The following is a 24,395-nucleotide window of genomic DNA, read 5'->3' as shown; positions in this document are numbered from 1 at the left end:
ATTTACTGGCGATCCGATCATGCCAGCTGCGTAGCGGCCGAACAGTTAACAATCGCATTCAATACCATGGCCCCGAAGCGCAAACTGACCGTCGCCCAGAAGAGGGAGAAGGCACAGTTCATGACTATCTTCATCAACGGAAAACAAAGGCGGGTACGTCGTCCGGTCCTGATCGATGGCCTGGATCCCGATGAGTTCTACTTGCGAAATGCCGATTCGATCGCGCTGCATCAAGACGGCCTGTGGGAATGCATAGCTGAGGCCGAACAAGGCGACATCGCGTTCACCGATGCGGATGACGCGGATTGCTTTGGCCATTCAGGCTGAACAGTTACCTGTTCGCTTTGTTGAGTTAAGCCACATAACGGGTCGACGAAGGTTTGTAACGACCTCGACCGGTCCAAAAACGATGGGAGAGCATTATGAAACTTCGAGACTTGCGTATCGGGCTGAGGCTCTGCCTTGGGATTGGATTGATCGTATCGATCTTCACCATTTCTCACGCAATCAGCGGCTGGTTAAGCGCAGAGAATCGCGACACGACGATAGTCACGCTTAACGCATCGAATGACAAAGCCAAGCACATTGGCAATATGAAAAGTGCTTTGTACGAAGTCGGCATTACCATTCGGAACCTCGGCCTTTATAGTGAGCTGGCGCTTGTACAAAGCGAGGTTACCAAGATCCCGGCGCTGCATCAGCGCTATGGAGATGCAAAGAAAAAACTGAATGCAATGGTTCTTGATGAGGAAGAAAAGGCGATTTTCAGGGAAATTACAAAACTTGAAAATGAAATCCAGGCGCCATTGGTCAAGGTAATTGAGCTTGCCTTGGATTCCGATACGCCGGCTGCGGCCAAACTCATTGCCGATAGGTTCGATCCCCTGAGCGCGGCAGGGACGAAACAAATGGACCGCCTGGTCAAGCACCAAGAGAAAACTTCGGCGGCATTCATTCAAGATGCGGCAGTCACGGCGGCGCGCCTGACCGAGTCGTTCGTGGTAGTCAGTGTCGTCACCATCGCTTTTGCAGGACTGATCGGCTGGGCTCTTACCCGCAGTATCACCTCGCCACTTTCAGGCGCCTTGCAAGTCGCCAGAAGAGTCGCCGAAGGCGAGCTGTCTTTTGGCCGAGAAGTAACCGGCAAAGACGAAATCAGCGAACTTCTTCTTGCACTAAAAAATATGACTGCCAGCTTGGCCCATATCGTCATCGATGTGCGCAATGGTACCGAAACCATCAGCCTGGCATCCAGGGAAATTGCTTCTGGAAATGCTGACTTGTCTTCTCGAACTGAAGCGCAAGCGGGTGCCATCGAGGAAACCGCTTCGTCTATGGAACAGATCACCGTCATGGTGAGACAGAATGCGGGAAATGCCACACAGGCCACCCAAACCGCCCAATCAGCATCCCGCCAGGCGGTTGAAGGGGGCGAGGTCGTTGCAAAGGTCGTCGCCACGATGAAACTGATTCGGGAATGCTCAACCAGAATTGTTGACATTATCGGTGTCATTGACGGGATTGCTTTCCAAACCAATATTCTGGCATTGAATGCCGCAGTGGAAGCTGCGCATGCGGGAGAGCAGGGACGCGGTTTCGCGGTGGTTGCTTCAGAAGTGCGTAGCCTCGCCAAGCGAGCAGCCGAGGCTGCGCAAGAAATCAAACTTCTTATTAGTGATTCAGTTGAGAAAGTGGAGGAAGGTAGCCGCCTGGTCGATTGCGCCGGCAATACAATGAGTCAAATTGTTCAGTCGATCCAGCACGTCGCTACCATCATGTCGGAGATTACTGTCGCGAGCCAGGAACAAAGTTCCGGCATCGAGGAAATGGACCGCGCAATACGGCAGATGGATGAAATGACACTGCAAAATGCTGCGCTCGTCGAAGAGGCTGCGGCGGCTGCATCCAGCATGCAAGATCAGGCAGAAAAGCTCAAACAAACTGTTGACCAGTTCAAACTTATAGTGGATCCACATTTTGAGACAGTGACTACGGGGTAGTTTAAGCTGTCGTCCGCGAAAGGATGGCAGCAAATGGGTGAAGCAAAAAAACGCAAGGTGCATACGGCCGAATTCAAGGCGAAGGTAGGCTTGGAGGCGGTGCGCGGGGTGAAGACGATCACGGAAATCGCACAAACGTACGGCGTGCATCCGCAACTGGTCGGACAGTGGAAGAAGGAGATTTTGGAATCTGCCGGCGCCCTGTTCGAGACCAAGCGGGGTCCCAAACCAGCCGAGGACAAGAGCGGCGAGAATCGGCTGTACGGCGAGATTGGCCGGCTGAAGATGGAAAATGACTGGCTTAAAAAAAAGTTGGGGGAGTGAGCCTTGATGCCCGGATGGGCTGGGTCGACGGTGCCGATGAGCTGCCCCTGAGCCGGCAATGCGAACTGGCGGAAGTGCCGCGCGCGACGGTGTACCGGCGGCTCGCCGCCAAGGTGCCGGAGGATGCAGGTGCGGAGGACTTGCTGCTGTGCCGGCTGATCGATGAGGAATACACGAACAGGCCGTTCTATGGCAGCCGGCGCATGGTGGTGTTTTTGCGCGCAGCGGGCCGCGTTGTCAACCGCAAGCGGGTACAGCGCCTGATGCGCAGCATGGGACTGGCGGGCATGGCGCCCGGACCGAACACCAGCAAGGCACATCCTCGGCACAAGGTCTACCCGTACCTGCTGCGGGGTGTACCGGTCACGCGGCCGAACCAGGTGTGGAGCACGGACATAACCTATCTAAGGCTGGCGCGCGGCTTCGCCTACCTGGTGGCCGTGATTGACTGGTACAGCCGCAAGGTGCTGTCCTGGCGGCTCAGCAACAGCATGGATGCTTCGTTCTGCGTGGACTGCCTGGAGGACGCCCTGCGCGAGCATGGCAGGCCCGAGGTGTTCAATAGCGACCAGGGCTCGCAGTTCACGAGCGCGGCCTTCACGGACGTGCTCAAGCGCGAAGGCGTGGCCATCAGCATGGATGGCCGCGGACGGGCCTTGGACAACATTTTCGTCGAGCGATTGTGGCGCAACGTGAAGCACGAGGATGTGTACTTGAAGGGCTATGCCAACATGGCGGAGCTGATGGTGGGACTGGCGCAATACTTCGCGTTCTACAACGCCGAGCGACCGCACCAGTCCCTTGGCTACAAGACGCCGGCCAGCGTCTATCGCAGTGGAATCGGCGGCGGAGCGTTGATCGTCGACAAGTACGGCAGCGCTGAAGTGGCGGCGCCCGAAACGGCGTGACCGCAGCAGGCCATGCCGGCGGCGGCCCCTGGAGGATGAAGCCCTCCAGCGGCAAGGAAGTAGGATCACGGGGCAGCGCCGACCAGCTGCAGCGGTGGAAACGGACACAGCTTAAACTCGCTGAAAGATTGTCTTGACCGATGGGTCCACTTTACCGGCCTTATTCTCAGTTGAGTAGAGCAAGCCTCATGCAGCTGCCGAATTGTTGACCTGGGACGCGGCCGGCACCACGCCGCCGCTTTCCAGGTGGCTTGTAGTAGACCGCGTCCGTCCTCCACCCGATAAGGTATACCGGACAGGCGCAATGCCCTGGCGTCCTGACAGCCAACGTACAACCTCCCCCACCAGCAGGTGCAGCAAAGCTTGCCGGCGCCGTTCAAGCTGGCCAGCAGTAAGCATGCCACTTCCATGCCGGCGCGCACTCGGATCGCCAACGATGGCAGGGAATGTGGTCGGCAAATACCGCCGTGCGTTATGCGCCGATGAGATTTTCAAGCCCAGGTTGGTCGTCGGTTCCGACGATGGCATCGTCAAAACACCTGGATATATTGGACACACTGTTTGATACATCCGATGTTGTGATGAACTATAGAAAGGGCAAACATTATGCAAATTAACGGGGTAGCAGCGATTGTAACTGGTGGCGCATCTGGCTTGGGCGGCGCAGTCGCCGCGCGCTTGTCCGGTGCGGGTGCAAAAGTAGTCATCTTCGATCAGAACGCTGATCTTGGCGCTTCCCATGCGGCTGCGATTGGCGGCCATTTCATTCGGGTCGATGTCACCGACGAACGCGCGGTGGAAGATGCGCTGGCGAAGGCGGAGGCGCTTTGCGGGACGGCGCGAATCCTGGTGAACTGTGCGGGCGTCGGCGCACCAGCCAAGGTGATTAATCGCGATGGCGACGTGCTGCCGCTGAAGGATTTTGGCCATATCATCAACATTAATCTCCTGGGTTCCTTCAACGTCCTGTCAAAATTCGCCGGCCGCCTCCATGCCGCCGATGTGCCAGGCGAGGAACGCGGGATCATTATCAATACCGCCAGTGTGGCCGCGTTCGACGGGCAGATCGGCCAGCCTGCGTATGCGGCATCGAAGGCCGCTATCGTTGGGATGACGCTGCCGTTGGCGCGCGAATTCGCCCGCCACAAAATTCGCGTCATGACAATTGCGCCGGGCATCTTCCTGACGCCATTGCTGGCGTCGTTGCCCGAGGAGGCCCAGGCCTCCCTCGGCGCGCAAGTTCCTTTCCCGAGCCGTTTGGGCAAGCCTGACGAATTCGCTCAAATGGTCGAAGCGATCATCTTGAATCCCATGGCAAACGGCGAAACCATCCGTCTGGATGGCGCCATCCGGATGGCGGCGAAATGAGCATCGCTGATACCGGCGCCGGCCGCGAAATTGCCGCCCGTGTCGAACGGTTCGTACGCGAGGTGGTTGCACCGTACGAGCGCGATTCCCGCCGCGATCATCACGGCTGCCCCACCGGCGATCTGGTGGCGGAGCTAAGGGAGCATGCGCGTGCGGCGGGTGTGCTGACACCCCATATCCTTGCCGATGGCTCGCACCTTTCTCATCGGGACACCGCGCTGGTGCTGACGGCAACCGGCCTGTCGCCGCTGGGACCGCTGGCGTGCAACACTGCGGCGCCCGATGAAGGGAATATGTATCTGCTCGGGAAGGTCGGCAGTCCTGACATCCAGCGCCGGTTCCTGGCGCCACTGTTGGAAGGAAGGGTCAGTTCCGCGTTCTTCATGACGGAGCCCGCCGCCGAAGGTGGAGCCGGGTCCGATCCGATGATGATGCAAACGACTTGCAGGCGCGACGGCGACCATTGGGTCATCGATGGCCGCAAGGCATTCATTACCGGCGCGCAGGCGGCCGGAATCGGCATCGTCATGGCGAAGGCGGAAGCGGGCGCGTGCATGTTCCTCGTCGATTTGCCGAATCCCGCTATTCGTGTCGACCGGGTGCCACGCACGATTGATACGTCGATGCCTGGCGGGCATTGCGAGGTGACGATTTCTGGACTGCGCGTTCCGGCCAGTCAAATGCTGGGCGAGCCCGGCGAAGGCTTCAAATATGCGCAGGTACGGCTGGCCCCGGCCCGTCTGACGCATTGCATGCGCTGGCTTGGCGCCTGCCGCCGCGCTAATGAGATTGCCACCGACTATGCCAATCGGCGCCAGGCGTTCGGCAAAGTCATTATTGACCACGAAGGTATCGGTTTCATGTTGGCCGCCAACCTCATCGATCTGAAACAGGCCGAGTTGATGATCGACTGGTGCGCGGACGTGCTGGACGGCGGCACCGCCGGTATCAGTGAAAGTTCCATGACCAAGGTCGCGGTCAGCGAGGCCTTGATGCGAATCGCGGACCGCTGCGTACAGATCATGGGCGGGACCGGCGTCACCGAAGATACGATCGTCGAGCAGGTGTTCCGCGAGATACGCGCTTTCCGCATTTACGACGGAGCGACCGAGGTGCACCTGTGGTCACTGGCCAAAAAAATTCGGCGTGACTGGAAGGAGGCAAGGCAATGACGAACGTATCCGGCGTTGATTCCGCCGCCAATGCCGGCACGACGCCGGTCAGGGAAGGCTACCGTTTCGACGAAGCTGCACTGGTGCGCTGGATGGAGGCGAATGTCGAGGGATTTTCCGGTCCTTTGGTGGTATCCCAATTCAAAGGCGGGCAATCGAATCCAACCTATCAATTGCAGACCCCTGGACAGCGCTACGTGCTGCGCAGTAAACCTCAGGGCAAGCTGCTGGCCGGCGCCCATGCCGTCGACCGCGAAGCCAAGGTGCAAAGCGCGTTGGGCAAGGCGGGATTTCCGGTAGCGCGCATCTTCGGCTTGTGCACGGATGACGCGGTGATTGGCACCTGGTTCTATGTGATGGAGCAGGTCGATGGCCGTATTTTTTGGGACGCGACTTTCCCGGGCGTGCCGGGCGACCAACGCGCGGACTATTTCATGGCCATGAATGTGACGATGGCAGCCTTGCACCAGATCGACTACCGCGCCATCGGGTTAGCCGACTTCGGCAAGGCAGGCAACTACTTCAGCCGGCAGATCGCGCGCTGGTCGCGGCAATACCTGGAGGACGTCGATGGTGGACGCGATTCCCGTATGGACCAGCTGGTGGATCGGCTGCCAGGTTTGATTCCACCCGGCGATGAGACTTCCATCGTGCATGGTGATTTTCGTTGCGACAATTTGGTATTCCACCCGACGCAGCCCAAAGTAATTGCCGTACTCGATTGGGAACTATCGACGTTAGGCCATCCTTTGTCCGACTTTGCCTATCACGCGATGATGTATCGCATGCCGCCCGGAATTGTGGCTGGCTTGCTGGGCGCTGACATCGCCAAGCTCAATATACCGGATGAGGAAACCTATCTGCGTGCCTACGCGCAGGCGACCGGACGTGAAAGTGTTGAACACTGGAAGTTCTATATCGCATTCAATTTCTTCCGGATGGCCGCAATTTTTCACGGCATTCGTGGTCGCGTTGCGCGCGGCACGGCGGCTTCCGCGCATGCGCGGGAGCGGGCCGAGAACTTCCCGAAGCTAGCGGAGCTCGCTTATCAGGCGATGCTGGAATGCATGTAATGACGTTGATCTTGATAAATGAAGGGAAACCATAATGGCTGAAGCATATATCGTCGAGGCGGTGCGTACCGCCGGCGGCAAGCGCAACGGGAAGTTGGCAGGCTGGCATCCGGCCGACATGGGAGGTGCGGTACTGGATGCATTGGTGGGCCGTGCCGAAATCGATCCTGCTGCAATCGAGGACGTGATCCTCGGTTGTGTCACGCAGGCCGGGGAACAGGCATTCGCATTCGCCCGGAACGTCGTGCTGGCTTCCAGCCTGCCGGTAAGCGTGCCGGCAGTGACCGTGGACCGGCAATGCGGCAGTTCGCAGCAGGCAATCCAGTTCGCGGCCCAGGCGGTCATGTCGGGTGTGCAGGATGTCGTGATTGCCGGCGGCGCGGAAAGCATGTCGCGGGTCCCAATGTTTACTAATCTGTCCTTCCACCAAAAAGAAGGCATTGGCATCGGTCCATTCAGTGACAAGATCAAGCAGCGCTTTGGCGTGTCCACCTTCAGCCAGTTCGAAGGCGCCGAGATGATCGCCAGGAAGTACGGTTTTAGCCGCGAAACCCTGGACCGGTTTGCGCTGCAGAGCCATGTGCGCGCAGCCAAGGCGACCGCGGCCGGCGCCTTCAATGCTGAAATTGTGCCGCTGGCGATCGAAGGCGGCCGCCACTTCATCGACGAGGGCATCCGCTACGACGCGACACTGGAGGGAATCGGGGCGGTCAAACTGTTGACGGAGGGCGGTGTAGTTTCCGCTGCCAACGCCAGCCAGATCTGCGACGGCGCCTCAGCCGTGCTGGTCGTGAGCGAAGCCGCGCTGAAGGCACACAATCTGAAACCCATCGCCCGCATTGTGCAGATGACCGTCACGGCTGGCGACCCGGTCATCATGCTGGAAGAGCCGATCCATGCGACACGGCGCGCTCTGGCCAAGGCTGGGCTCAGTATTGATGACATCGACCTCTACGAAGTCAACGAAGCGTTTGCACCGGTTCCGTTGGCGTGGGTCCAGGCGCTTGGGGCGGATCCCGACAAGCTCAATGTCAACGGCGGCGCCATTGCGCTCGGCCATCCCCTGGGGGCAACCGGGACCAAGCTGATGGCGACCCTGATCCATGGCTTGCGCGCCCGTGGTTTGCGCTATGGCCTGCAAACTGTGTGCGAAGGCGGTGGCACCGCGAACGTCACCATCGTCGAGGCTTTGTCATGACCATCCGCACGCGATTCACCGAATTGGTGGGAGTACGCCACCCGATCATGCAGGGGGGAATGATGTGGGTTGGGCGCGCCGAAATGGCGGCTGCCGTCTCCAACGCGGGAGGGCTGGGCACGATCACCGCGCTCACCCAGCCGACGCCCGATGATCTGCGGAGGGAAATTGAGCGTTGCCGCGCTCTCACCGATAAGCCGTTTGCGGTGAATCTCACCATACTGCCTTCGGTCTCACCGCCGCCCTACGCTGAATATCGCAAGGCGATTATCGACATGGGCGTCAAGATTGTGGAAACGGCGGGAGGCAAACCGCAGGAACACGTGGCTGACTTAAAGGCGCATGGCCTGATTGTCATCCACAAGTGCACATCGGTCCGGCATGCATTGGCGGCGGAGCGTTTTGGTGTCGATGCCATTTCAATCGACGGTTTCGAGTGTGCGGGCCATCCGGGTGAGGACGACGTTCCCGGATTGGTGCTGATCCCGGCCGCTGCCGATCGGATCGGCATTCCCATGCTGGCGAGCGGCGGCTTGGCCGATGGACGCGGGCTTGCAGCCGCCTTGGCTCTGGGGGCCGACGGCGTGAATATGGGGACCCGGTTCTGCGCTACCGTCGAAGCGCCCATACACAATAGCGTGAAGGAGTTTCTGGTTGCGAATAGTGAGCGGGACACCGCCCTTATTTTTCGCAATTTCCATAACACGGGCCGGGTGGCAAAGAATTCGGTTTCGGAGCGCGTGGTGGCGTTGTCGGCCGAGCAGGGCGCGACCTTCAACGATGTACGCCCGCTGGTTTCGGGCGCCAAAGGACGCGAAGCGCTGGAGACCGGCAACCTTGACGCCGGATTGATCTGGGCAGGCCAGGTCCAGGGGTTGATCCACGATATTCCCACGTGCTCGGCGCTATTGACACGCATCGTCGGCGATGCTGAAACCATCATCAACAAGCGGCTCGCTGCATCTATCACGGCCGACTGAGGAAGTGTATCCATGAGCTATAAATATCTACTGGTCTCGCGCGAAGATCGTCTGACCGTCGTGACCATCAACCGCCCGGAAGCCTTCAATTCCCTGAACGCGGAGGCGCATTTGGAACTCGAAGCCGTGTTCGACAACTTTGCGGCGGACACCGATCAATGGGTTGCCATCCTGACCGGAGCAGGCTCCAAGGCCTTCTGCGCTGGTCACGATCTCAAACAGCAGGCATCGGGCGGCGGCTTGACGACGCCCAAGGCCGGCTTCGCGGGCCTTGCCAGCCGCGCCGATCTGGTCAAGCCAGTCATTGCCGCGGTTAATGGTGCCGCCATGGGCGGCGGCTTCGAGGCTGCGCTCGCCTGCGACATCCTGGTGGCGGCCGAGCATGCGACGTTTGCGTTGCCCGAACCGAAAGTGGGTCTGGCCGCCCTTGCCGGGGGAATCCAGCGGCTGCCCCGTGAACTAGGCCTTAAGCAGGCGATGGGAATGATGCTCACGGGACGCGCTGTCACAGCGCAGCAAGGCTATGCCATGGGCTTTGTAAACGAGGTCGTATCTGGAGATGTGCTCGAGGCGGCACGCCGCTGGGCAGCGGATATTCTGGCCTGCAGCCCGTTGTCTGTCCGTGCTACCAAGGAAGCGATATTGAAGGGGCTGACCGAGACCGCCTCGGATGGCATGCGTGATGAATGGAACTATCCCTCGATGAAGGCAATGCTTGAATCAGAAGATGCGGTAGAGGGACCAGAGCGGCATTTGCGCTAAGCGACCTCCGCAATGGAAGGGCCGCTAGCGGCGCATGCCGCGTTCTCAGCCGAGCCGAGCGACAGTCTGCGGCAATAAGAAAAAACTGGACATGCTTGTCAAAGGAGATCAGATGGACAGCTTTCATCGTTCACAATTGCCGGAGTTTACCTTACGCAGGCCATGAGCGCCTTGCGCGAAGATTTCATTTCCGGACGAGAACCCTTGCACAGGGCAATCCTTTGCAGGACATTCCGGTGCGCGTCGATTTCCGGATATTGATGCGGTAGTGGCCGCCGCGCCAAAAGGCGTTCAAGGATGCAGCATCGTGGGCGGATTGGCGCCACTCCAGCCGTGAACGCTGCTTGCATCGTTTTGCCGGACGCGATAGAGGTCCGACCTGCCGCGTCTCGCAGCGCTCGATTCGCTCGATTACCGGCAAGCCGATCAGCGTGGCCAGGCGGGACCATCCCGGCGGCGGTAGCTGGTTGCGCTATTTTGCGGGATGGCCTTCCGAAGCTCGCGGGCCACGCGGGTACCCTGCGGCGACACCGGGCGCCTTTCGCATACTAATACGACGGCGTGAACCGGTAGCGTGGTGCCCGCCATCTTCACGCCGTGGAATTATTCCGCTGGTGCTCGCGATGTGGAAAGTTGCCCAGCCCCTCAGCCAGGGTGCGCTCCGTTGATCATCAAAACCCGCCCCCGATTTTATCCTTTGACAGCGTTTCGGCTGGCGCAGATCGGCTTGATGGCTTCCCTGCCGGGCGTCGTATTGTCGGTGGTGACCGGTGGCGGCGAAGTCGGCGCCGCATTGGCCAGCCATGCGGGCATCGCGAAAGTGGCCTTCACCGGCTCGACAGCCACCGGCCGCGCCGTACTGGCCGCCAGTGTGCCCGACTTGAAGCGGGTATCGCTGGAGCTCGGCGGCAAATCCCCGCCATCATCTGCCGCGATGCCGACCTGGCGCGCGCCATTCCGGAGGCCGCAATGGCGTGCTTCTTTAACTCCGGACAGGTTTGCTACGGTGGAACGCGACTGTACGTGCATCGCTCGGTCTACGAGGAGGTGCTGGCGGGCGTCGCGGCTGTCGGTGCGTCGCTGAAATTGGGGATGAGTTCAGATCGCGCAAGCCAGCTTGGCCCCCTGATCAGCGCACGCCAGCATGCGCGCGTGACGGGATTTGTCGATAGGGCGCTGGCGTCGGGCATTCAACAGCAGGCCGCCTCCAGGCAGGCACTCCCGGACACGGGCCACTTTTATTCTCCGACCGTGCTGCGTGATGTTCCGCAGGACGCGGAAGTGGCAAGGGAAGAAGTGTTCGGACCCGTGCTGGCGGTGACGCCTTTCGATGATACGGACCAGGCGATCTCCCTCGCCAACGACAGCGCCTATGGACTAGCCGCTTACATCTGGACGCGCGACGGCGCCACCGCCCATCAGGCGGCGGCGAAAATTCATGCGGGCACGGTCTTCGTGAACTGCATTCTGCTAGCGGACCCGGCGTTTCCCTTCGGCGGGATGAAGCAGTCTGGCCTCGGACGTGAAAATGGCGCGGAGGTCATGGACGCCTACCTGGAGCCGAAGTCCGTTGTGATGTCCATCGCCTGAGCAGGCGATTCAATAGTCGAGATTGTAGAGGAACAAAGTATATGCATCCGCAAATTCATTCCAAGAGCACGCCGGACAAGGCCGCATGCATCATCGCCGCCACGGGAGAGGTGCTCACATACCGGGAGCTGGAAGAAAAGTCCAACCAGGGAGCGCATCTCTTCCGCTCGCTCGGCCTGAAGCGGGGCGACGTGTTGGCCGTCTTGCTGAACAACGAAATCAATTTGTTCCCCATCGCGTGGGCGGCACAGCGCGCCGGCTTGTATCTGGCCAGTATCTCAACACGGTTTTCTGCCGGCGACATCGGCTACATCCTTGCCGACTCCGGCGCACGCCTGTTGATCGCTTCTGACGACCTGCTTGACCTGGCTGCGCAAGCGGCGGCGGGCACAGCTGAAAATGTCCCCGTTTACGGCATCTGCGCCGGCCAGCGCGCTTGGGTAGCCGCATGCGCAGCTTTTCCTGCAACGCCGATCGCGGACCAAGCCGCAGGTGCGGATATGCTGTATTCGTCCGGCACCACCGGCCGTCCCAAGGGCGTCAAGCCGCCATTGCCGGATGAGCGGCTGGCGGTGGCGACTCCGCTGGCAACCTTGGGCCAGCGGCTGTACGGTATGAATGAAAATACCGTGTATTTATCCACCTCGCCGTTGTATCACTCAGCCCCGCAGCGCTGGGCACTGACCATCCAGCGCCTGGGGGGGACCGTGGTTGTCATGGATCAATTCGATGCCGAGCAGTCGCTCAGACTGATTGAGCGCTATCGCGTCACGCACGGCACGTGGGTGCCAACCCATTTTGTCCGGACGCTCAAATTGCCTGAGGAGGTGCGCGCCGCTTTCGACCTGTCGTCGTTGCAAGCGGTGATACACGCGGCCGCGCCGTGCCCGGTCCCGGTCAAGCGCGAGATGATTGCCTGGCTAGGCCCGATCGTGTTTGAGTATTATTCGGGCACTGAAATGTGTGGTATGTCGGCGCTGTCCTCGCATGAGTGGCTGGCGAAGCCCGGATCGGTAGGCAGGGCGGTTCTCGGTGTGATCAAGATTGTTGACGACAATGGTGACGAGGTTCCGCACGGGACCGTGGGCAACGTCTATTTCGCCGACGGCCCCCGCTTTGTCTACCATAACGACCCGGAGAAAACACAGAATGCATATAACCGGCACGGTTGGGCTACGCTGGGCGATGTTGGCCATGTGGACGCGGACGGGTACCTGTTCCTGTCGGATCGGAAGCATTTCATGATCATCTCTGGCGGCGTCAATATTTACCCGCAAGAGATCGAAAACTGCCTCAGCAGCCATCCGATGATTGCCGATGTTGCCGTCATCGGCGCACCAGACGATGAAATGGGTGAGCGAGTACTGGCCGTAGTCCAACTTTCTCCGGAGTTTACCGCTAGCCCGGAGCTGGCTCAAGACCTCCGCGCTTACGCGCGCGCTGCGCTCGGCGGAGTGAAATGCCCATCGTCGTTTGAGTTCCGTGATGCGCTGCCGCGCGATCCCACGGGCAAGCTCATGAAACGCAAGCTGATCGACGAATATCGCGCCGCAGCCAATGCCCAGGGGACAATGGCTGCGGTGCAACGGAGCGCCCAATGAACAAACCCGTTATCTATAATTTTGATGAGGCCACTGGCGTGGCCACCATCCAGTTTTCCCGGCCTGGCGTATTGAACGCAGTCGATCTGGCGAGCGCGCAAGCATTCAATGTGGCGGTGATGGCAGCATGCGAGGCGCGTGCGCGTTGCATCGTGCTGACTGGCGCCGGGAACGCTTTCGTTGCCGGTGGCGACGTCGGCGCCTTTGCTGCAAACCTCGATGATGCCAGCGGACTTATCCATGGTTTGCTCGATGCCATCAACCCGGCGCTTGTCGCGTTGAGGAAGGCAGATGCGCCGGTATTGGCGGTGGTACGCGGTCCTGCAGCGGGCGCAGGATTAAGCTTGGTGCTGGGCGCCGATCTTGTGCTTGCATCGAACAATGCGATATTCCAGATTGCCTATGACCGCTTGGGTGCACAGCCTGATTGTGGCGGAACGTGGTTCCTGGAACGGCGCGTGGGACGCGGGCGCGCGTTTGGGCTGATGTTTACCGGGAAGCGATTGAGTGCGCGTGATGCGAACGCATACGGGATAGTTGACGAAGTGGTAGAGGATGGCGAGCTGGATGCGCGCGCCCAGGAACTGGCAAGCAAAATCGCGTCCGGGCCAACGGCGGCCTACGGCCGTTTCAAGAAATTGATCGATGACGCTCCAGCCTGCTCGCTTGAAGTACAGCTCGAAGCTGAGCGATCGGCATTTGTCGCTGCCACGCGCAGTGCTGATTTCAGCGAAGGCGTCGCCGCTTTTGCAGCCAAACGGCCACCGCAGTTCAAGGGCCGCTGATTTGCCTCCTGAGGCGCGCAACTCGCTTGCACGCCTTGGTCGATCATGTACATAAACACCGCTGAAATTTTATGACGTCTGAACAAATTCCACTTCGGCCAGTTCGGAAAATTCTGATCGCCAACCGCAGCGAGATCGCTATCCGCGTGATGCGGGCCGCGGCCGAGCTCGATATCCGCACGGTGGCGATCTACGCCGCCGAGGACCGCTTCGCGCTGCACCGTTTCAAAGCCGACGAGAGCTACCTCGTTGGCGCGGGCAAGAAGCCGATCGCGGCCTACCTGGATATCGACGATATTATCCGCATCGCCCGCGAGGCGGGCGCGGACGCGATCCACCCGGGCTACGGCTTCCTGTCCGAAAATCCGGACTTCGCCGACGCCTGCGCGGAGCACGGCATCACCTTCATCGGCCCATCGTCGAGCGTGATGCGCACCCTGGGCAACAAGGTGGCGGCAAGAACCGCCGCCGTCGCGGCCGGCGTGCCGGTGATGCCCGCGACCTCCGCGCTGCCCCACGATATCGAACAGGCCAAGGCCATGGCCGCGAAGATCGGTTATCCGCTGATGCTCAAGGCCAGCTGGGGCGGCGGCGGGCGCGGCATGCGCACTATCGAGACCGAGGCCGAGCTGCCCGGCCAGCTGGAGGTGGCGAGGCGCGAGGCGCTGGCCGCCTTCGGCAACGACGAAATGTACCTGGAAAAGCTGGTGCGCCGCGCGCGCCACGTCGAGGTCCAGTTGCTGGGTGACCGCCACGGCGCCCTGGTGCACCTGTACGAGCGCGATTGCTCGGTGCAGCGCCGCAACCAGAAGGTGGTGGAGCGCGCCCCCGCGCCCTACCTGGACGAGGCGACGCGCTCTGCGCTGTGCGGAGCGGCCCTGCGCCTCGGCCGCGCGGTGGGCTACACCCACGCCGGCACGGTCGAATTCCTGATGGACGTCGATAGCGGCGAGTTCTATTTCATCGAAGTCAATCCGCGCATCCAGGTCGAGCACACGGTGACGGAGCAGGTGACCGGGATCGACATCGTCAAGGCGCAGATCCGCATCAGCGAAGGCGCCGCCATCGGATCCAGCGATTCCTTGTCGGCCGGTGTCCCGAAACAAGAGGATATCCGCCTGAACGGCCACGCGCTGCAGTGCCGCGTGACCACCGAGGATCCCGAGAACAGCTTTACGCCGGACTACGGCCGCATCACCGCCTACCGCAGCGCCTCCGGCTTCGGCCTCCGTCTGGACGGCGGCACCGCCTATTCGGGCGCCGTGATCACGCCGTACTACGATTCGCTGCTAGTGAAGGTGACGGCGTGGGCGCCGCAGCCGGACGAGGCGATCGCCCGCATGGACCGCGCGTTGCGTGAATTCCGCATCCGTGGCCTGTCGACCAATCTGCCGTTCCTGGAAAACGTCATCAACCATGAGCTGTTCAAAACCGGCGAATGCACCACGCGCTTCATCGACACCACGCCGGAACTGTTCAACTTCGCCAAGCGCCAGGACCGCGCCACGCGTTTGCTGCGCTTCATCGGCGACGTCAACGTCAACTGCAATCCTGAAATGAAGGGCCGGGTGTGGCCGGCCGGCGCTCCGGCCCATGCGCTGGCCGCGCCACTGCTGCCGCAGCTGTCGGTCGCCGAGCTGGACCAGCCTTTGGCGCCAGGCTCGCGCAGCAAGCTGCTGGAGCTGGGCCCCCAGCGTTTCGCCAGCTGGATGCTGGCGCAGCCGCAAGTGCTGCTGACCGACACCACCATGCGCGACGCGCACCAGTCGCTGTTCGCCACCCGCATGCGCACGGCCGACATGCTGGCCATCGCGCCGTACTACGCGCGCCTGCTGCCCAATCTGTTCTCGCTCGAATGCTGGGGCGGGGCCACCTTCGACGTGGCGATGCGCTTCCTGAAGGAGGATCCGTGGGAGCGCCTGTCGCTGCTGCGCGAGCAGGTGCCCAACACCCTGTTCCAGATGCTGCTGCGTTCATCGAACGCGGTCGGCTACACCAACTACGCGGACAATGTTGTGCGCTACTTCGTGCAGCAGGCTGCCAAGGGCGGCATCGACCTGTTCCGCGTGTTCGACTCGCTGAACTGGGTGGAGAACATGCGCGTGGCGATCGACGCGGTGCGCGAAGCCGGGGCGCTGGCCGAGGGCGCGATCTGCTACAGCGGCGACCTGCTGGACCCGAAGCGCGGCAAGTACAGCCTGAAATACTACGTGGCGATGGCGAAGGAGCTGGAAAAGGCCGGCGCCAACATCATCGGCATCAAGGACATGGCCGGCATTTGCAAGCCCGCGGCGGCGCGCATGCTGGTGAAGGTCCTCAAGGAAGAGGTGGGCCTGCCCATCCACTTCCACACCCACGACACCAGCGGGATCTCGGCCGCCTCCGTGCTGGCCGCGATCGAGGCCGGCTGCGACGCGGTAGACGGCGCGATGGACGCGATGAGCGGCCTGACCTCGCAGCCGAACCTGGGTTCGATCTCCGCCGCGCTGCTGGGCAGCGAGCGCGATCCCGGCATGGACCGCTCGGCCATGTTTTCCATCTCGCAATACTGGGAGGGCGTGCGCCGCTACTACGCGCCATTCGAAGCAGAGATGCGCTCCGGCACCTCAGACGTCTACCGCCACGAGATGCCGGGTGGGCAGTACACCAACCTGCGCGAGCAGGCCCGCTCCATGGGGCTGGAACAGCGCTGGACCGACGTCTCGCAGGCCTATGCGGACGTGAACCAGCTATTCGGCGATATCGTCAAGGTGACGCCGACCTCCAAGGTGGTCGGCGACATGGCGCTGTTCATGGTGGCCAACAACCTGACCCCGGCCGACGTGGCCGATCCGGCTCGCCAAGTGGCGTTCCCGGAATCAGTGGTGTCACTGGTCAAGGGCGAGCTGGGCTTCCCGCCGGACGGCTTCCCGCCCGAACTGGGCGCCAAGGTGCTGCAGGGCGCCGCGCCGCTGGTTGGGCGTCCCGGCGCCTCGCTGCCGCCGGTGGACCTGGACGCCGCGCTGGTGGACGCCGAGGCGGCGGTGGGCCGCGCCCTGAGCGAACAGGAATTGGCGTCCCACCTGATGTATCCCAAGGTGTTCAGCGATTACGCGGCACACCAGGCGCTGTACGGCAATGTGAGCGTGCTGCCGACGCCCGTGTTCTTCAATGGGCTGGTGGACGGTCAGGAAGTGTCGATCGAGATCGACAAGGGCAAGACGCTGATCGTGCGGCTGCAGGGCTCCACCGAGCTGCCGGACGAGGGCGAACGCAAGCTGTTCTTCGAACTGAACGGCCAGCCGCGTGTGATCCGTATCCGGCACCAGGGCGTGGTGAAAGTGGGCGCGCAGTTGCAGGCCGAGGACGGCAATCTGGACCAAGTGGGCGCGCCCATGCCAGGCATCGTGGCCACCGTGGCGGTGGTGGTGGGGCAGCGCGTGGCCAAGGGTGACCCGCTGCTGTCGCTGGAGGCGATGAAAATGGAAACCATGCTGCGCGCAGAACGCGCCGGTGTGGTGCGCGCACTACACACCACGCCAGGCAAGGCGGTCAACGCCAAGGACCTGTTGCTGGAACTTAGCGATTCGTAGTCCTGAGTGAATAGCCGCCCGGCAAGACCATAGAAACGTTATCAGGAGCATACGTGAACAATGTCGTTAATCCTACTAAAGAGCAAGTTAGGGCGTGGCTCGAGCAGCGCAGGCGGGAAAATAGCGAGCCATTGCCCGACTGCGAGCAAATCCGAGAAGCGCTAGGCTGGAAATACTGCCCTCAGGACAATCGGGGTGAAGTTGCTCCGCATAGCGAGGAACTGCTTGGAGGATTGCTACTTTCCGGAGGACGAGGCCGAGACAGGCTACGAGGCCTATCGCGCGCGTCGGGAGGACGTACGAAAAGAGAATCGCCGAGCAAGAGCCGCGCGCACCGTTGGCAGCCGGCCTGCACTCTCGGCTACTTCGGTGAAAGGCACAACTAAGCCTATCGCCGCCGATTCTGTTGCGTTGGCGGACCGAAGTCGAGTTTTCCTTACTAACGTTCTAGAAAGTAAAGTTATGCCTGGGCAGCGTACCTGCATTCCTGCTGGCGAAAGAACGATTTAACCATCGCCGGTAATTTTTGAATACGGCGCAAAGCCCTGAGGGCCAGTTTCTTCATGCCCTCTTTATCCTGCACGAATTGCTTGCTGACTTGGCGCTTCACATGCGCCCAGACCTGCTCGTCGGGATTGAGGTGCGGCGAATAGGGTGGCAGGTAGAACAGCTTGAGTGCGCCGTCGAGGCTGGCGACGTATTGCTTGACGAGTTTTGCTTTGTGGATGGAGTGACCGTCGACGACGACAAACACCGGCTTGGTGGCGCCAACCATCAGGCGCTTGAGAAACTCCTTGAACACGGTCGCATCAACGGTGCCCTCATGAATCATGAAGCGAAAATCGCCGCGCGGACTCACCGCCGACAGCATGTTGAAGGAGAAGCGGCTCCCGGTCACCGCTACGACGGGCGTTTCGCCAACCGGCGCCCAAGTGGTGCCAGTATGGTAGTCGGAGCGGATGCCGGCCTCGTCGGCAAAGTAGATGTTGGCGCCAGCGGCCTTCGCTTCGGCTTTGATGGCGGGATAGGTTTCGGCTTCCCATTGCTGGACCCGCACCGGGTCTTGCTGCCATGCCTGGTACAACGGCTTTTGCGCGGAAAAGCCAAGCAGTTTCATGACCCGACGGACCGATTCCAACGACAAGGATTTACCGAACTGGCGATTGATCAATTCACGCAGCAGCGACAACGTCCACAGGCCGAATTCAAACTTGAACTGCTGCGGCGTGTTGTCCTTCACAGCCAGGGCAATCCAGCGCATTTCCTCGGCGCTGACCTTGGGAGGGCGGCCCGGAATCGGCTTTGCCAGCAAGGCATTCTGGCCGCCATCGGCAAATTTGGCCAGCCAGCGAAAAATGGTGGTGACGCTCAAGCCGAAGGCGGCGGCGACGTTCGCCACCGACTGGCCTTCGCGCACCGCTTTGACTGCCTGTTGGCGCATAACTTGGAGCGCATGATGGTCCAGTTTACGGCCGTCCGAAGTTCGTTTGCATTTCATGCCAGCATTATATTACGAACTAACATTACTTTATAGAGGGTTAGTAATGGTCCTGGGAACCCAGGCGCGGGGCTGGCCCTCCAATCAAGTTTGTTCGCTAGAAGGTAGGCAAAGAAGTCGAAAAGGGATCTTCCGTAAGCCGCCCACGTGTCTTTGCTATTGCGCCTTCCTGGCGATAGCAGCAGCTTCCATAGAAAGGTTTGAGCGGGTTGGATGGCATCGCCTCTGTCGTCGAGGAGTAGAGGGAATCCCTCGTAGCTTCGACCGGAGACTACTAGCCTCTCGTTGGCAAGCACAAAACGCACCCCGGGCCTCCTTGTTCTTCAGTTGGTTACATACAACTGCTGCTATACCCAAGGAGACGCTAGAAGGATGGGCGAATGGTGCTTAAGAACGCGCGTCATGCCGGCATTCTAATTTTGCTCATCAGTGCGCAAATGTCAAGTAACACTTTGCACTAATATGATCATACAATCTCTCATAATGAACAACAAAATTCGACAATTCGGGCGGCCGCGGCTGCTGGTGATCGGCTGCGGCGATGTCGGCATGCGCCTGCTGCCCCTGGTACGCGGCCGCTTCCGCGTGTTTGCGCTGACGAGCAGTCCGGAACGCAGCGCGCAACTGCGCGCCGCCGGCGCCGTGCCGGTCATCGGCGACCTCGATCGGGCCTCGACCCTGAAGCGCCTGCGCGGGCTGGCGCAGTATGTGGTGCACCTCGCGCCGCCGCAAGGGCAGGGCAGCCTCGACCTGCGCACGCGCCGGCTGACCGCCATTCTACCCGAGGGCGCACGGGTGGTTTATGTCAGCACCAGCGGGGTGTACGGCGACTGCGCGGGCCAACTGGTGACCGAAGCGCGCCCGGTGGCGCCCGTGAACCCGCGCGCGCAGCGGCGGGTCGACGCCGAGCGCGTGCTGCGCGCATGGGCGGTAGGCGCGCGTGCGCAACTGGCGATCCTGCGCGTGCCGGGCATCTATGCGGCCGACCGCTTGCCGCTCAAGCGCCTGGCCGCCGCCACCCCGGCACTGCTGGCGGCCGACGACGTGTACACCAACCATATCCACGCCGACGACCTTGCGCGCATCGTTGCGCTGGCGCTGTTCCGCGCGCTGCCGGGGCGGGTCTACCATGCGGTCGACGACAGCCGCATGAAGATGGCCGACTATTTCGACACGGTGGCCGACGCCTTCGGCATGGCGCGTCCGCCGCGGGTGTCGCGCGCGCAGCTGGAAGCGTCGGTGTCGGAGGTGGCGCTGTCCTTCATGTCCGAATCGCGCAAGCTGGACAACGCCCGCATCAAGCAGGAACTCGGGGTGCGCCTGCGCCATCCCGAAGTGGCACAGGCCGTCGCGGCGATGGCTCTGGCACAATAGCGGCCTTGACACAAGGAAACCGACATGACTTACGAAGAATATCTCGATGAAGTAACCACGCTGATCGCGGAAAAGTACAACCTGAGCGACGCCGCGGCGATCAAGCTGGTGGTCGACGCCCAGGACGCCGAGTTTTTCGTGCAGCACGACGAGAAAAAGGAACTGCGCACGCTGGACCAGGCGTACAAGGACGCCAAGACGATCTACATGGCCGGCAAAAAATAAGTGTTGTTTTTGCAACGCGCCCATGCGGCGGCGAGACGCGAGCCGGTGTACGATTGCGATAGCTCAAACGCGACACGCGTGCGCGCCGTATTGTGATCTTAGTCCGTCTCCGACCGGATACTCGTGCAGGGCTCGCCATGCCACACCGCATTCACCAGCCGACCAAAGAGCAAGTCCGCGCCTACATGGCGCAGCGTGAAACGGCGCGCCGCCCGCCGCCGGCGCCCGAGGAAATCCGCCGCCAGCTCAACTGGCGCCTCGACCCGCCCGACCCCGACCAGGTGCTGGTTCGCTTTTACCTCATCCCCTCCACCTACGGCCAACTGGCCACCCAGATCGCCATCGACTGGCTGTTCGCGCCGGTCACGATGATGCCGCTCATTCCTCCCAGGCAGTGAAATATCCTTTCATTTTTCTTTCTTCAGTGAAAGAAAATGAGGCGCTTGTGCAGAAATTAACAATTCTGTGTATCATGGCTTCGTTTGGCTAAAATGCCTGATATTCCATGGCTTTTGGTTATAGCTGCCATCTTTTTAGTTGTTCTTTAACCGCCGTGTCGAATTTTTGACACGGCCGACCTGCCTGAAAGTTTTGTAATGTCCGGACGAAAAATACCTGATGCCGCCGAATACGACCCGAACCGCGTGCTGGACGCGATCATCGACAAGCTGAATTTGAAGAACGATGCCGCGCTGTCGCGCGCGCTGGAAGTGGCGCCGCCGGTGATCAGCAAGATCCGCCACCGCACGCTGCCGATCGGGGCAACCATCCTGCTGCGCATGCATGAAGTGAGCGACTTCAGCATCCGCGAATTGCGCGCCCTCATGGGGGTGAGCCACGGGCAATCGGCCGCGCTGGCCTGACCCGGACGTCCCGAAAGCCGGACTCAGCCGGCCGCTGGCAGCGGCGCCGGCTGGCCGGCCGCGAAGCTGGCAGTGTTTGTTTCGCCCGGCGGTGAGGCGGGCTTGCGGCCCGCCGGTTGCCTTACTTCCGCATGGCTTTGAAGGAATCTCAAGCCGCTGCCGCCATCGGCATGTGCGGCGGGTTGATGCCGCAGTAGGCCGCTTTGGCTGCCGGCGGTTTGACGACGCCACAGTAGGCAGCTTTCGTTGCCGGAGGGTTGACGCCGCAGTATGCAGCTTTGGTCGCCGGCGGATTGACGCCGCAGTAGGCCGCTTGCGTTGCAGGTGGCTTGACGATGCCGCAATAGGCGACGCTCGCTGCCGGCTTGGAGATGAGGCTGCAGTAGGCCGCATCCTGGCCGCTGGCGGCGGCCTGCGGATAGTCTTCGCCAAAGGTAGCCTCGTAGATCTCGCGCATCCGCACGCCCGCGGCGACATGGATTTCTTCGTCGTCGGCGCCGCCTTCCATGCCGACATAAGGGTAATGGTGCAGGAAGTAGCCGAAGGCTTGCTCGCAGTCGGCTGCATACTTCATGGTGTCCAGGATATGGTAGTGCCAGAACGTATCGACATCGACCGAAGGAGCGGTTTGCTCGTTCGGGAATGCCTTCATCAGGTACAGGAAGCGCTTGTACTCACGTTCCACCGAATCGGCCTGCTGCGCAGTCCACCCTTCGCCTGACTGACGGTGCATCAGTTTGCCCTTGATGGCGCTCAGGTCAAGGTCCAAAATTGCATTCATTTCGACGTTCGAATTCATGGTGGTCCTCTTCTTTTAGTAGTTGATTACGTGAAGAAACATCCCTTGTCTTTTACTACGCGTTGACGTACGAAATCCTCCTGTATTGTTCAGCGTTAGCATTCTTAAGAACATTGATCTCGGTAACGAAATTCAATTGTTGCGCAGGCGCATCCGTTGCTAGTTGATCCACATCAACGATTAAGGTGACAAGTTTTCCAGTCTCTCGGCGGTGATGCGCGAGGCCGGAACCGGCTGCGGATTGATTTCCCACGGCGCCTGGTTTCCATCGTTTTCGCCGCTGCCTTCGTGGTCGCGCGCATCGTCGGCTGGCGCCGACACGCTCACGGTGGTGCCGATGCCCGGCACGCCCTTGATCGACAGGCTTCCGCCCAGCATCGTGATGCGCTCCTCGATCCCCACCAGCCCGAACGACCCGGCTTTCTGGCGCGCCATGTCGGCCAGGCCATTGCCGTTGTCGCGGATCGACATGTACAGCGAGTCGGTCAGCAAGGTCAGTTCGACGCTTACCCTGGTGGCTTGCGCGTGCCGCGTGATGTTGCTCAACGACTCTTGCAAGATGCGGAAGAAGGCGGTGGCGCGCTGGTCGCTGATGCAGTCGTCGCGCACCTGTTCGTGCAGCTCGCATTCGATGCCGGTGACGCGGCGGAACTCCTTGACCTGCCATTCGACAGCGGCCGACAGCCCCAGGTCGAGTACGTTGGGGCGAAGGTCGTTGATAATCTGGCGCACGCTCTTGATGGTGGCGTCGATCTGCTGCAGCGTGGCGTGGGCGCGCGCATGCAGGCGCGTATGGCTGGAGCGGGTACGCGAGGCCAGCATGTCGGTCTCGATGCGCAGGGCCAGCAGGTTCTGGCCAAGGTCGTCGTGGATCTCGCGCGCGATGCGCTTGCGCTCCAACTCCTTGATCTGGTCGGTGTGCGCGGCGAGGCGGCGCAGGGTCTCGTGCGAGGCCTGCAGCCTGGCCTGGCTGGCGCGCAGTTCCTGCGTCATGTCGGCGGCGATCATCAACGCGCGCCGGCGCGAGGAGGTCAGCGTGTGGAGCAGGGCGTACATCAGCATCGATCCGCCGAAGCCGGCAAATGCCGCCAGTTTCGGATAAAACGTATCGAACTCTGTGTAAATCTCTTTCTTCGGCGTGCTGAAGGTGACCTTCCATGCACGCCCGTGGAAATTGACGGGCAGCGTGGTGGTGAAGCGGGCAGGATCGGCCTCGTCGGGAAGGCTGTGCAGCTGGCCGGCGCTGTCGAACAGGATGCGCATCGCGGTGGGCGACACCGGGCCGCCGCCAGGGGGCGGAATGTCCTGGTCGAGCAAAGTCATGCGTACGTTGTTGACCGGCATTTCGGCGAGCACGCCCTGCACCAGCCGCGGCACGCTGAAGGCGATGCCGACCGAGCCGCGGTAGGCTGCGCGCCGCTGGTCCACGCTGTCGAGCGGAGCCCCCGGGGTGTAGATCGGCAAGCGCAGGCCGAGGAAGGCCCGGTTCGGGCCCGAGATGGCGCCGATCGGGGTTCCCGAATTCATCATCTGGCCTGAATCGCGGGTGGCCAGGATGATTTTCTCGACGTAGGCATTGGTCTGCAGGTCGAGCCCGAATGCCGTCGTGGACGCCGAGCTTGGCTCGATGAAAGTGACCACGGAATACGATTCGCGCACGCGCTCCACCTCGGTGCCGTTGGGCCTGATCGCGGCGGAAATGGCCAGGCCAGGGTTGGCATCCTGTTCTTCGTGCAGGCGCCGCTCGAAGGCTGGTCGGGTTTGCTGGGTTACATGTTCTGCATAGTTGATGGTGTCGATCGCCGGGAAGTTATCCTGCAAGGCCAGGCCGGCCGCATATTCGTGGAACTGGGCGCGGGTGATGGTGTCGGACGTACGGAACAGGCTGGCGGTTGCGCGCAGCACGTCCGTGTACGACTTGACCCGCGCCACAATGGTGTTCTGGGCGTTGCGCGCGTGGTTCGCAAACCGCTCGCGCGAATCGCTCTCGATGAACCTCGTGGTCGCAAGGTACATCAGCAGGCCGATACAGGAGGAAATTGCTACCCCGACCCATAAGGCCTGATAACGTGAGAATGCCTGCTGTTGGGCGGGGGTTAGCGCCATGGGATGGACTCGGCTTGAAGAATTGCGTTGCAGGTATACATGACCAGAAGAGTGCGTTGCATCGTTACCAACGGTAACGAGACTTGCATCCTGGCGTACCTATCAATCCTGATAGGTTGTTCAAAAAAGCAACATTCTTATCGTTTCGGCAAAAACAGCAGGGACGTTCCAGCCCCGGCGCAAGCAAGAAAAATCCC

Annotated in this window: 19 protein-coding genes and 1 pseudogene; 17 read left to right on the top strand and 3 right to left on the bottom strand. The window is 61.0% G+C overall.

All coding sequences use genetic code 11. The features are described from left to right. From D3872_RS00440 to D3872_RS00380, 13 genes and pseudogenes are all read left to right on the top strand, one after another. The coding region (locus tag D3872_RS00440) for a hypothetical protein (protein WP_220476843.1) at nt 1–327 on the top strand (327 nt) is incomplete at its 5' end. A gap of 95 nt (nt 328–422) precedes the next feature. After that, nucleotides 423–2,000, top strand: coding sequence for a methyl-accepting chemotaxis protein (locus D3872_RS26910; RefSeq protein ID WP_119808948.1), 1,578 nt, complete (start codon nt 423–425; stop codon nt 1,998–2,000). 33 nt (nt 2,001–2,033) lie between these two features. Next, a protein-coding gene (locus D3872_RS00430) for an IS3 family transposase (RefSeq protein ID WP_119808947.1) occupies nt 2,034–3,232 on the top strand; the annotation gives its coding sequence in 2 pieces (ribosomal slippage) (nt 2,034–2,319 and nt 2,319–3,232; 1,200 coding nt in all). Between the two features lie 606 nt (nt 3,233–3,838). Further along, a complete protein-coding gene (locus tag D3872_RS00425) occupies nt 3,839–4,600 on the top strand; it encodes an SDR family NAD(P)-dependent oxidoreductase (protein WP_119808946.1) in 762 nt (253 codons plus the stop codon). Beyond that, complete coding sequence (locus D3872_RS00420; protein WP_119808945.1) at nt 4,597–5,772, top strand: acyl-CoA dehydrogenase family protein; 1,176 nt, start codon at nt 4,597–4,599, stop codon at nt 5,770–5,772. The genes D3872_RS00425 and D3872_RS00420 overlap by 4 nt, the downstream gene beginning before the upstream one ends. Further along, the gene (locus D3872_RS00415) at nt 5,769–6,845 is read left to right on the top strand and encodes a phosphotransferase (RefSeq protein ID WP_119808944.1); all 1,077 of its coding nucleotides are present in this window, start codon (nt 5,769–5,771) and stop codon (nt 6,843–6,845) included. The genes D3872_RS00420 and D3872_RS00415 overlap by 4 nt, the downstream gene beginning before the upstream one ends. Before the next feature lie 34 nt (nt 6,846–6,879). Beyond that, nucleotides 6,880–8,043 (top strand): acetyl-CoA C-acetyltransferase, encoded by a 1,164-nt coding sequence (locus D3872_RS00410; protein ID WP_119808943.1) that lies wholly within the window; start codon nt 6,880–6,882, stop codon nt 8,041–8,043. A gap of 2 nt (nt 8,044–8,045) precedes the next feature. Then, entirely contained in the window at nt 8,046–9,023 is a 978-nt protein-coding gene (locus tag D3872_RS00405; RefSeq protein ID WP_274381675.1) for an NAD(P)H-dependent flavin oxidoreductase, read from the top strand. A gap of 12 nt (nt 9,024–9,035) precedes the next feature. Then, on the top strand, nt 9,036–9,785 hold the full coding sequence (locus D3872_RS00400) for an enoyl-CoA hydratase-related protein (RefSeq protein WP_220476842.1): 750 nt from the start codon (nt 9,036–9,038) through the stop codon (nt 9,783–9,785). Between the two features lie 574 nt (nt 9,786–10,359). Then, nucleotides 10,360–11,375 (top strand): annotated as a pseudogene (locus tag D3872_RS00395) (aldehyde dehydrogenase family protein). Between the two features lie 41 nt (nt 11,376–11,416). After that, a complete protein-coding gene (locus D3872_RS00390; protein ID WP_119808941.1) occupies nt 11,417–12,976 on the top strand; it encodes an acyl-CoA synthetase in 1,560 nt (519 codons plus the stop codon). Then, the gene (locus D3872_RS00385) at nt 12,973–13,761 is read left to right on the top strand and encodes an enoyl-CoA hydratase/isomerase family protein (protein WP_119808940.1); all 789 of its coding nucleotides are present in this window, start codon (nt 12,973–12,975) and stop codon (nt 13,759–13,761) included. The genes D3872_RS00390 and D3872_RS00385 overlap by 4 nt, the downstream gene beginning before the upstream one ends. A gap of 71 nt (nt 13,762–13,832) precedes the next feature. Continuing rightward, complete coding sequence (locus tag D3872_RS00380; RefSeq protein WP_119808939.1) at nt 13,833–17,333, top strand: pyruvate carboxylase; 3,501 nt, start codon at nt 13,833–13,835, stop codon at nt 17,331–17,333. 460 nt (nt 17,334–17,793) lie between these two features. Here the strand turns inward: D3872_RS00380 and D3872_RS00370 are convergent, their stop codons facing one another. Continuing rightward, complete coding sequence (locus D3872_RS00370) at nt 17,794–18,831, bottom strand: IS630 family transposase (protein WP_119808937.1); 1,038 nt, start codon at nt 18,829–18,831, stop codon at nt 17,794–17,796. Nucleotides 18,832–19,314: 483 nt separating this feature from the next. Between D3872_RS00370 and D3872_RS00365 the strand changes: the two genes are divergently transcribed. From D3872_RS00365 to D3872_RS00350, 4 genes are all read left to right on the top strand, one after another. Beyond that, a complete protein-coding gene (locus D3872_RS00365; RefSeq protein WP_119808936.1) occupies nt 19,315–20,205 on the top strand; it encodes an SDR family oxidoreductase in 891 nt (296 codons plus the stop codon). Between the two features lie 24 nt (nt 20,206–20,229). Next, the gene (locus D3872_RS00360) at nt 20,230–20,430 is read left to right on the top strand and encodes a hypothetical protein (protein WP_119808935.1); all 201 of its coding nucleotides are present in this window, start codon (nt 20,230–20,232) and stop codon (nt 20,428–20,430) included. Nucleotides 20,431–20,567: 137 nt separating this feature from the next. Continuing rightward, nucleotides 20,568–20,828: a hypothetical protein gene (locus D3872_RS00355; protein ID WP_119808934.1), complete on the top strand. Its 261-nt coding sequence runs from the start codon at nt 20,568–20,570 to the stop codon at nt 20,826–20,828. A 198-nt stretch (nt 20,829–21,026) separates the two neighbouring features. Beyond that, on the top strand, nt 21,027–21,293 hold the full coding sequence (locus D3872_RS00350; protein WP_119808933.1) for a hypothetical protein: 267 nt from the start codon (nt 21,027–21,029) through the stop codon (nt 21,291–21,293). Between the two features lie 148 nt (nt 21,294–21,441). Here the strand turns inward: D3872_RS00350 and D3872_RS00345 are convergent, their stop codons facing one another. Both D3872_RS00345 and D3872_RS00340 read right to left on the bottom strand, forming a co-directional pair. Further along, the gene (locus D3872_RS00345; protein WP_119808932.1) at nt 21,442–22,092 is read right to left on the bottom strand and encodes a glycine-rich domain-containing protein; all 651 of its coding nucleotides are present in this window, start codon (nt 22,090–22,092) and stop codon (nt 21,442–21,444) included. 180 nt (nt 22,093–22,272) lie between these two features. Beyond that, on the bottom strand, nt 22,273–24,108 hold the full coding sequence (locus tag D3872_RS00340; protein WP_229459085.1) for a sensor histidine kinase: 1,836 nt from the start codon (nt 24,106–24,108) through the stop codon (nt 22,273–22,275). Between the last annotated feature and the right edge of the window lie 287 nt (nt 24,109–24,395).

The sequence above is a fragment of the Massilia cavernae genome (assembly GCF_003590855.1).
In the GTDB taxonomy this organism is placed as follows: domain Bacteria; phylum Pseudomonadota; class Gammaproteobacteria; order Burkholderiales; family Burkholderiaceae_D; genus Telluria_A; species Telluria_A cavernae.
Note: the sequence above shows the minus strand (reverse complement) of the source record. Positions and strands in the feature narration are given on the sequence as shown.

Excerpts from the sequence above, each read along its gene's own strand:
- D3872_RS26910 (WP_119808948.1), top strand. The coding sequence starts at position 423 with ATGAAACTTCGAGACTTGCGTATCGGGCTGAGGCTCTGCCTTGGGATT.
- D3872_RS00425 (WP_119808946.1), top strand. The coding sequence starts at position 3,839 with ATGCAAATTAACGGGGTAGCAGCGATTGTAACTGGTGGCGCATCTGGC.
- D3872_RS00420 (WP_119808945.1), top strand. The coding sequence starts at position 4,597 with ATGAGCATCGCTGATACCGGCGCCGGCCGCGAAATTGCCGCCCGTGTC.
- D3872_RS00415 (WP_119808944.1), top strand. The coding sequence starts at position 5,769 with ATGACGAACGTATCCGGCGTTGATTCCGCCGCCAATGCCGGCACGACG.
- D3872_RS00410 (WP_119808943.1), top strand. The coding sequence starts at position 6,880 with ATGGCTGAAGCATATATCGTCGAGGCGGTGCGTACCGCCGGCGGCAAG.
- D3872_RS00400 (WP_220476842.1), top strand. The coding sequence starts at position 9,036 with ATGAGCTATAAATATCTACTGGTCTCGCGCGAAGATCGTCTGACCGTC.
- D3872_RS00390 (WP_119808941.1), top strand. The coding sequence starts at position 11,417 with ATGCATCCGCAAATTCATTCCAAGAGCACGCCGGACAAGGCCGCATGC.
- D3872_RS00385 (WP_119808940.1), top strand. The coding sequence starts at position 12,973 with ATGAACAAACCCGTTATCTATAATTTTGATGAGGCCACTGGCGTGGCC.
- D3872_RS00380 (WP_119808939.1), top strand. The coding sequence starts at position 13,833 with ATGACGTCTGAACAAATTCCACTTCGGCCAGTTCGGAAAATTCTGATC.
- D3872_RS00370 (WP_119808937.1), bottom strand. The coding sequence starts at position 18,831 with ATGAAATGCAAACGAACTTCGGACGGCCGTAAACTGGACCATCATGCG.
- D3872_RS00365 (WP_119808936.1), top strand. The coding sequence starts at position 19,315 with ATGAACAACAAAATTCGACAATTCGGGCGGCCGCGGCTGCTGGTGATC.
- D3872_RS00360 (WP_119808935.1), top strand. The coding sequence starts at position 20,230 with ATGACTTACGAAGAATATCTCGATGAAGTAACCACGCTGATCGCGGAA.
- D3872_RS00355 (WP_119808934.1), top strand. The coding sequence starts at position 20,568 with ATGCCACACCGCATTCACCAGCCGACCAAAGAGCAAGTCCGCGCCTAC.
- D3872_RS00350 (WP_119808933.1), top strand. The coding sequence starts at position 21,027 with ATGTCCGGACGAAAAATACCTGATGCCGCCGAATACGACCCGAACCGC.
- D3872_RS00345 (WP_119808932.1), bottom strand. The coding sequence starts at position 22,092 with ATGAATTCGAACGTCGAAATGAATGCAATTTTGGACCTTGACCTGAGC.
- D3872_RS00340 (WP_229459085.1), bottom strand. The coding sequence starts at position 24,108 with ATGTACCTTGCGACCACGAGGTTCATCGAGAGCGATTCGCGCGAGCGG.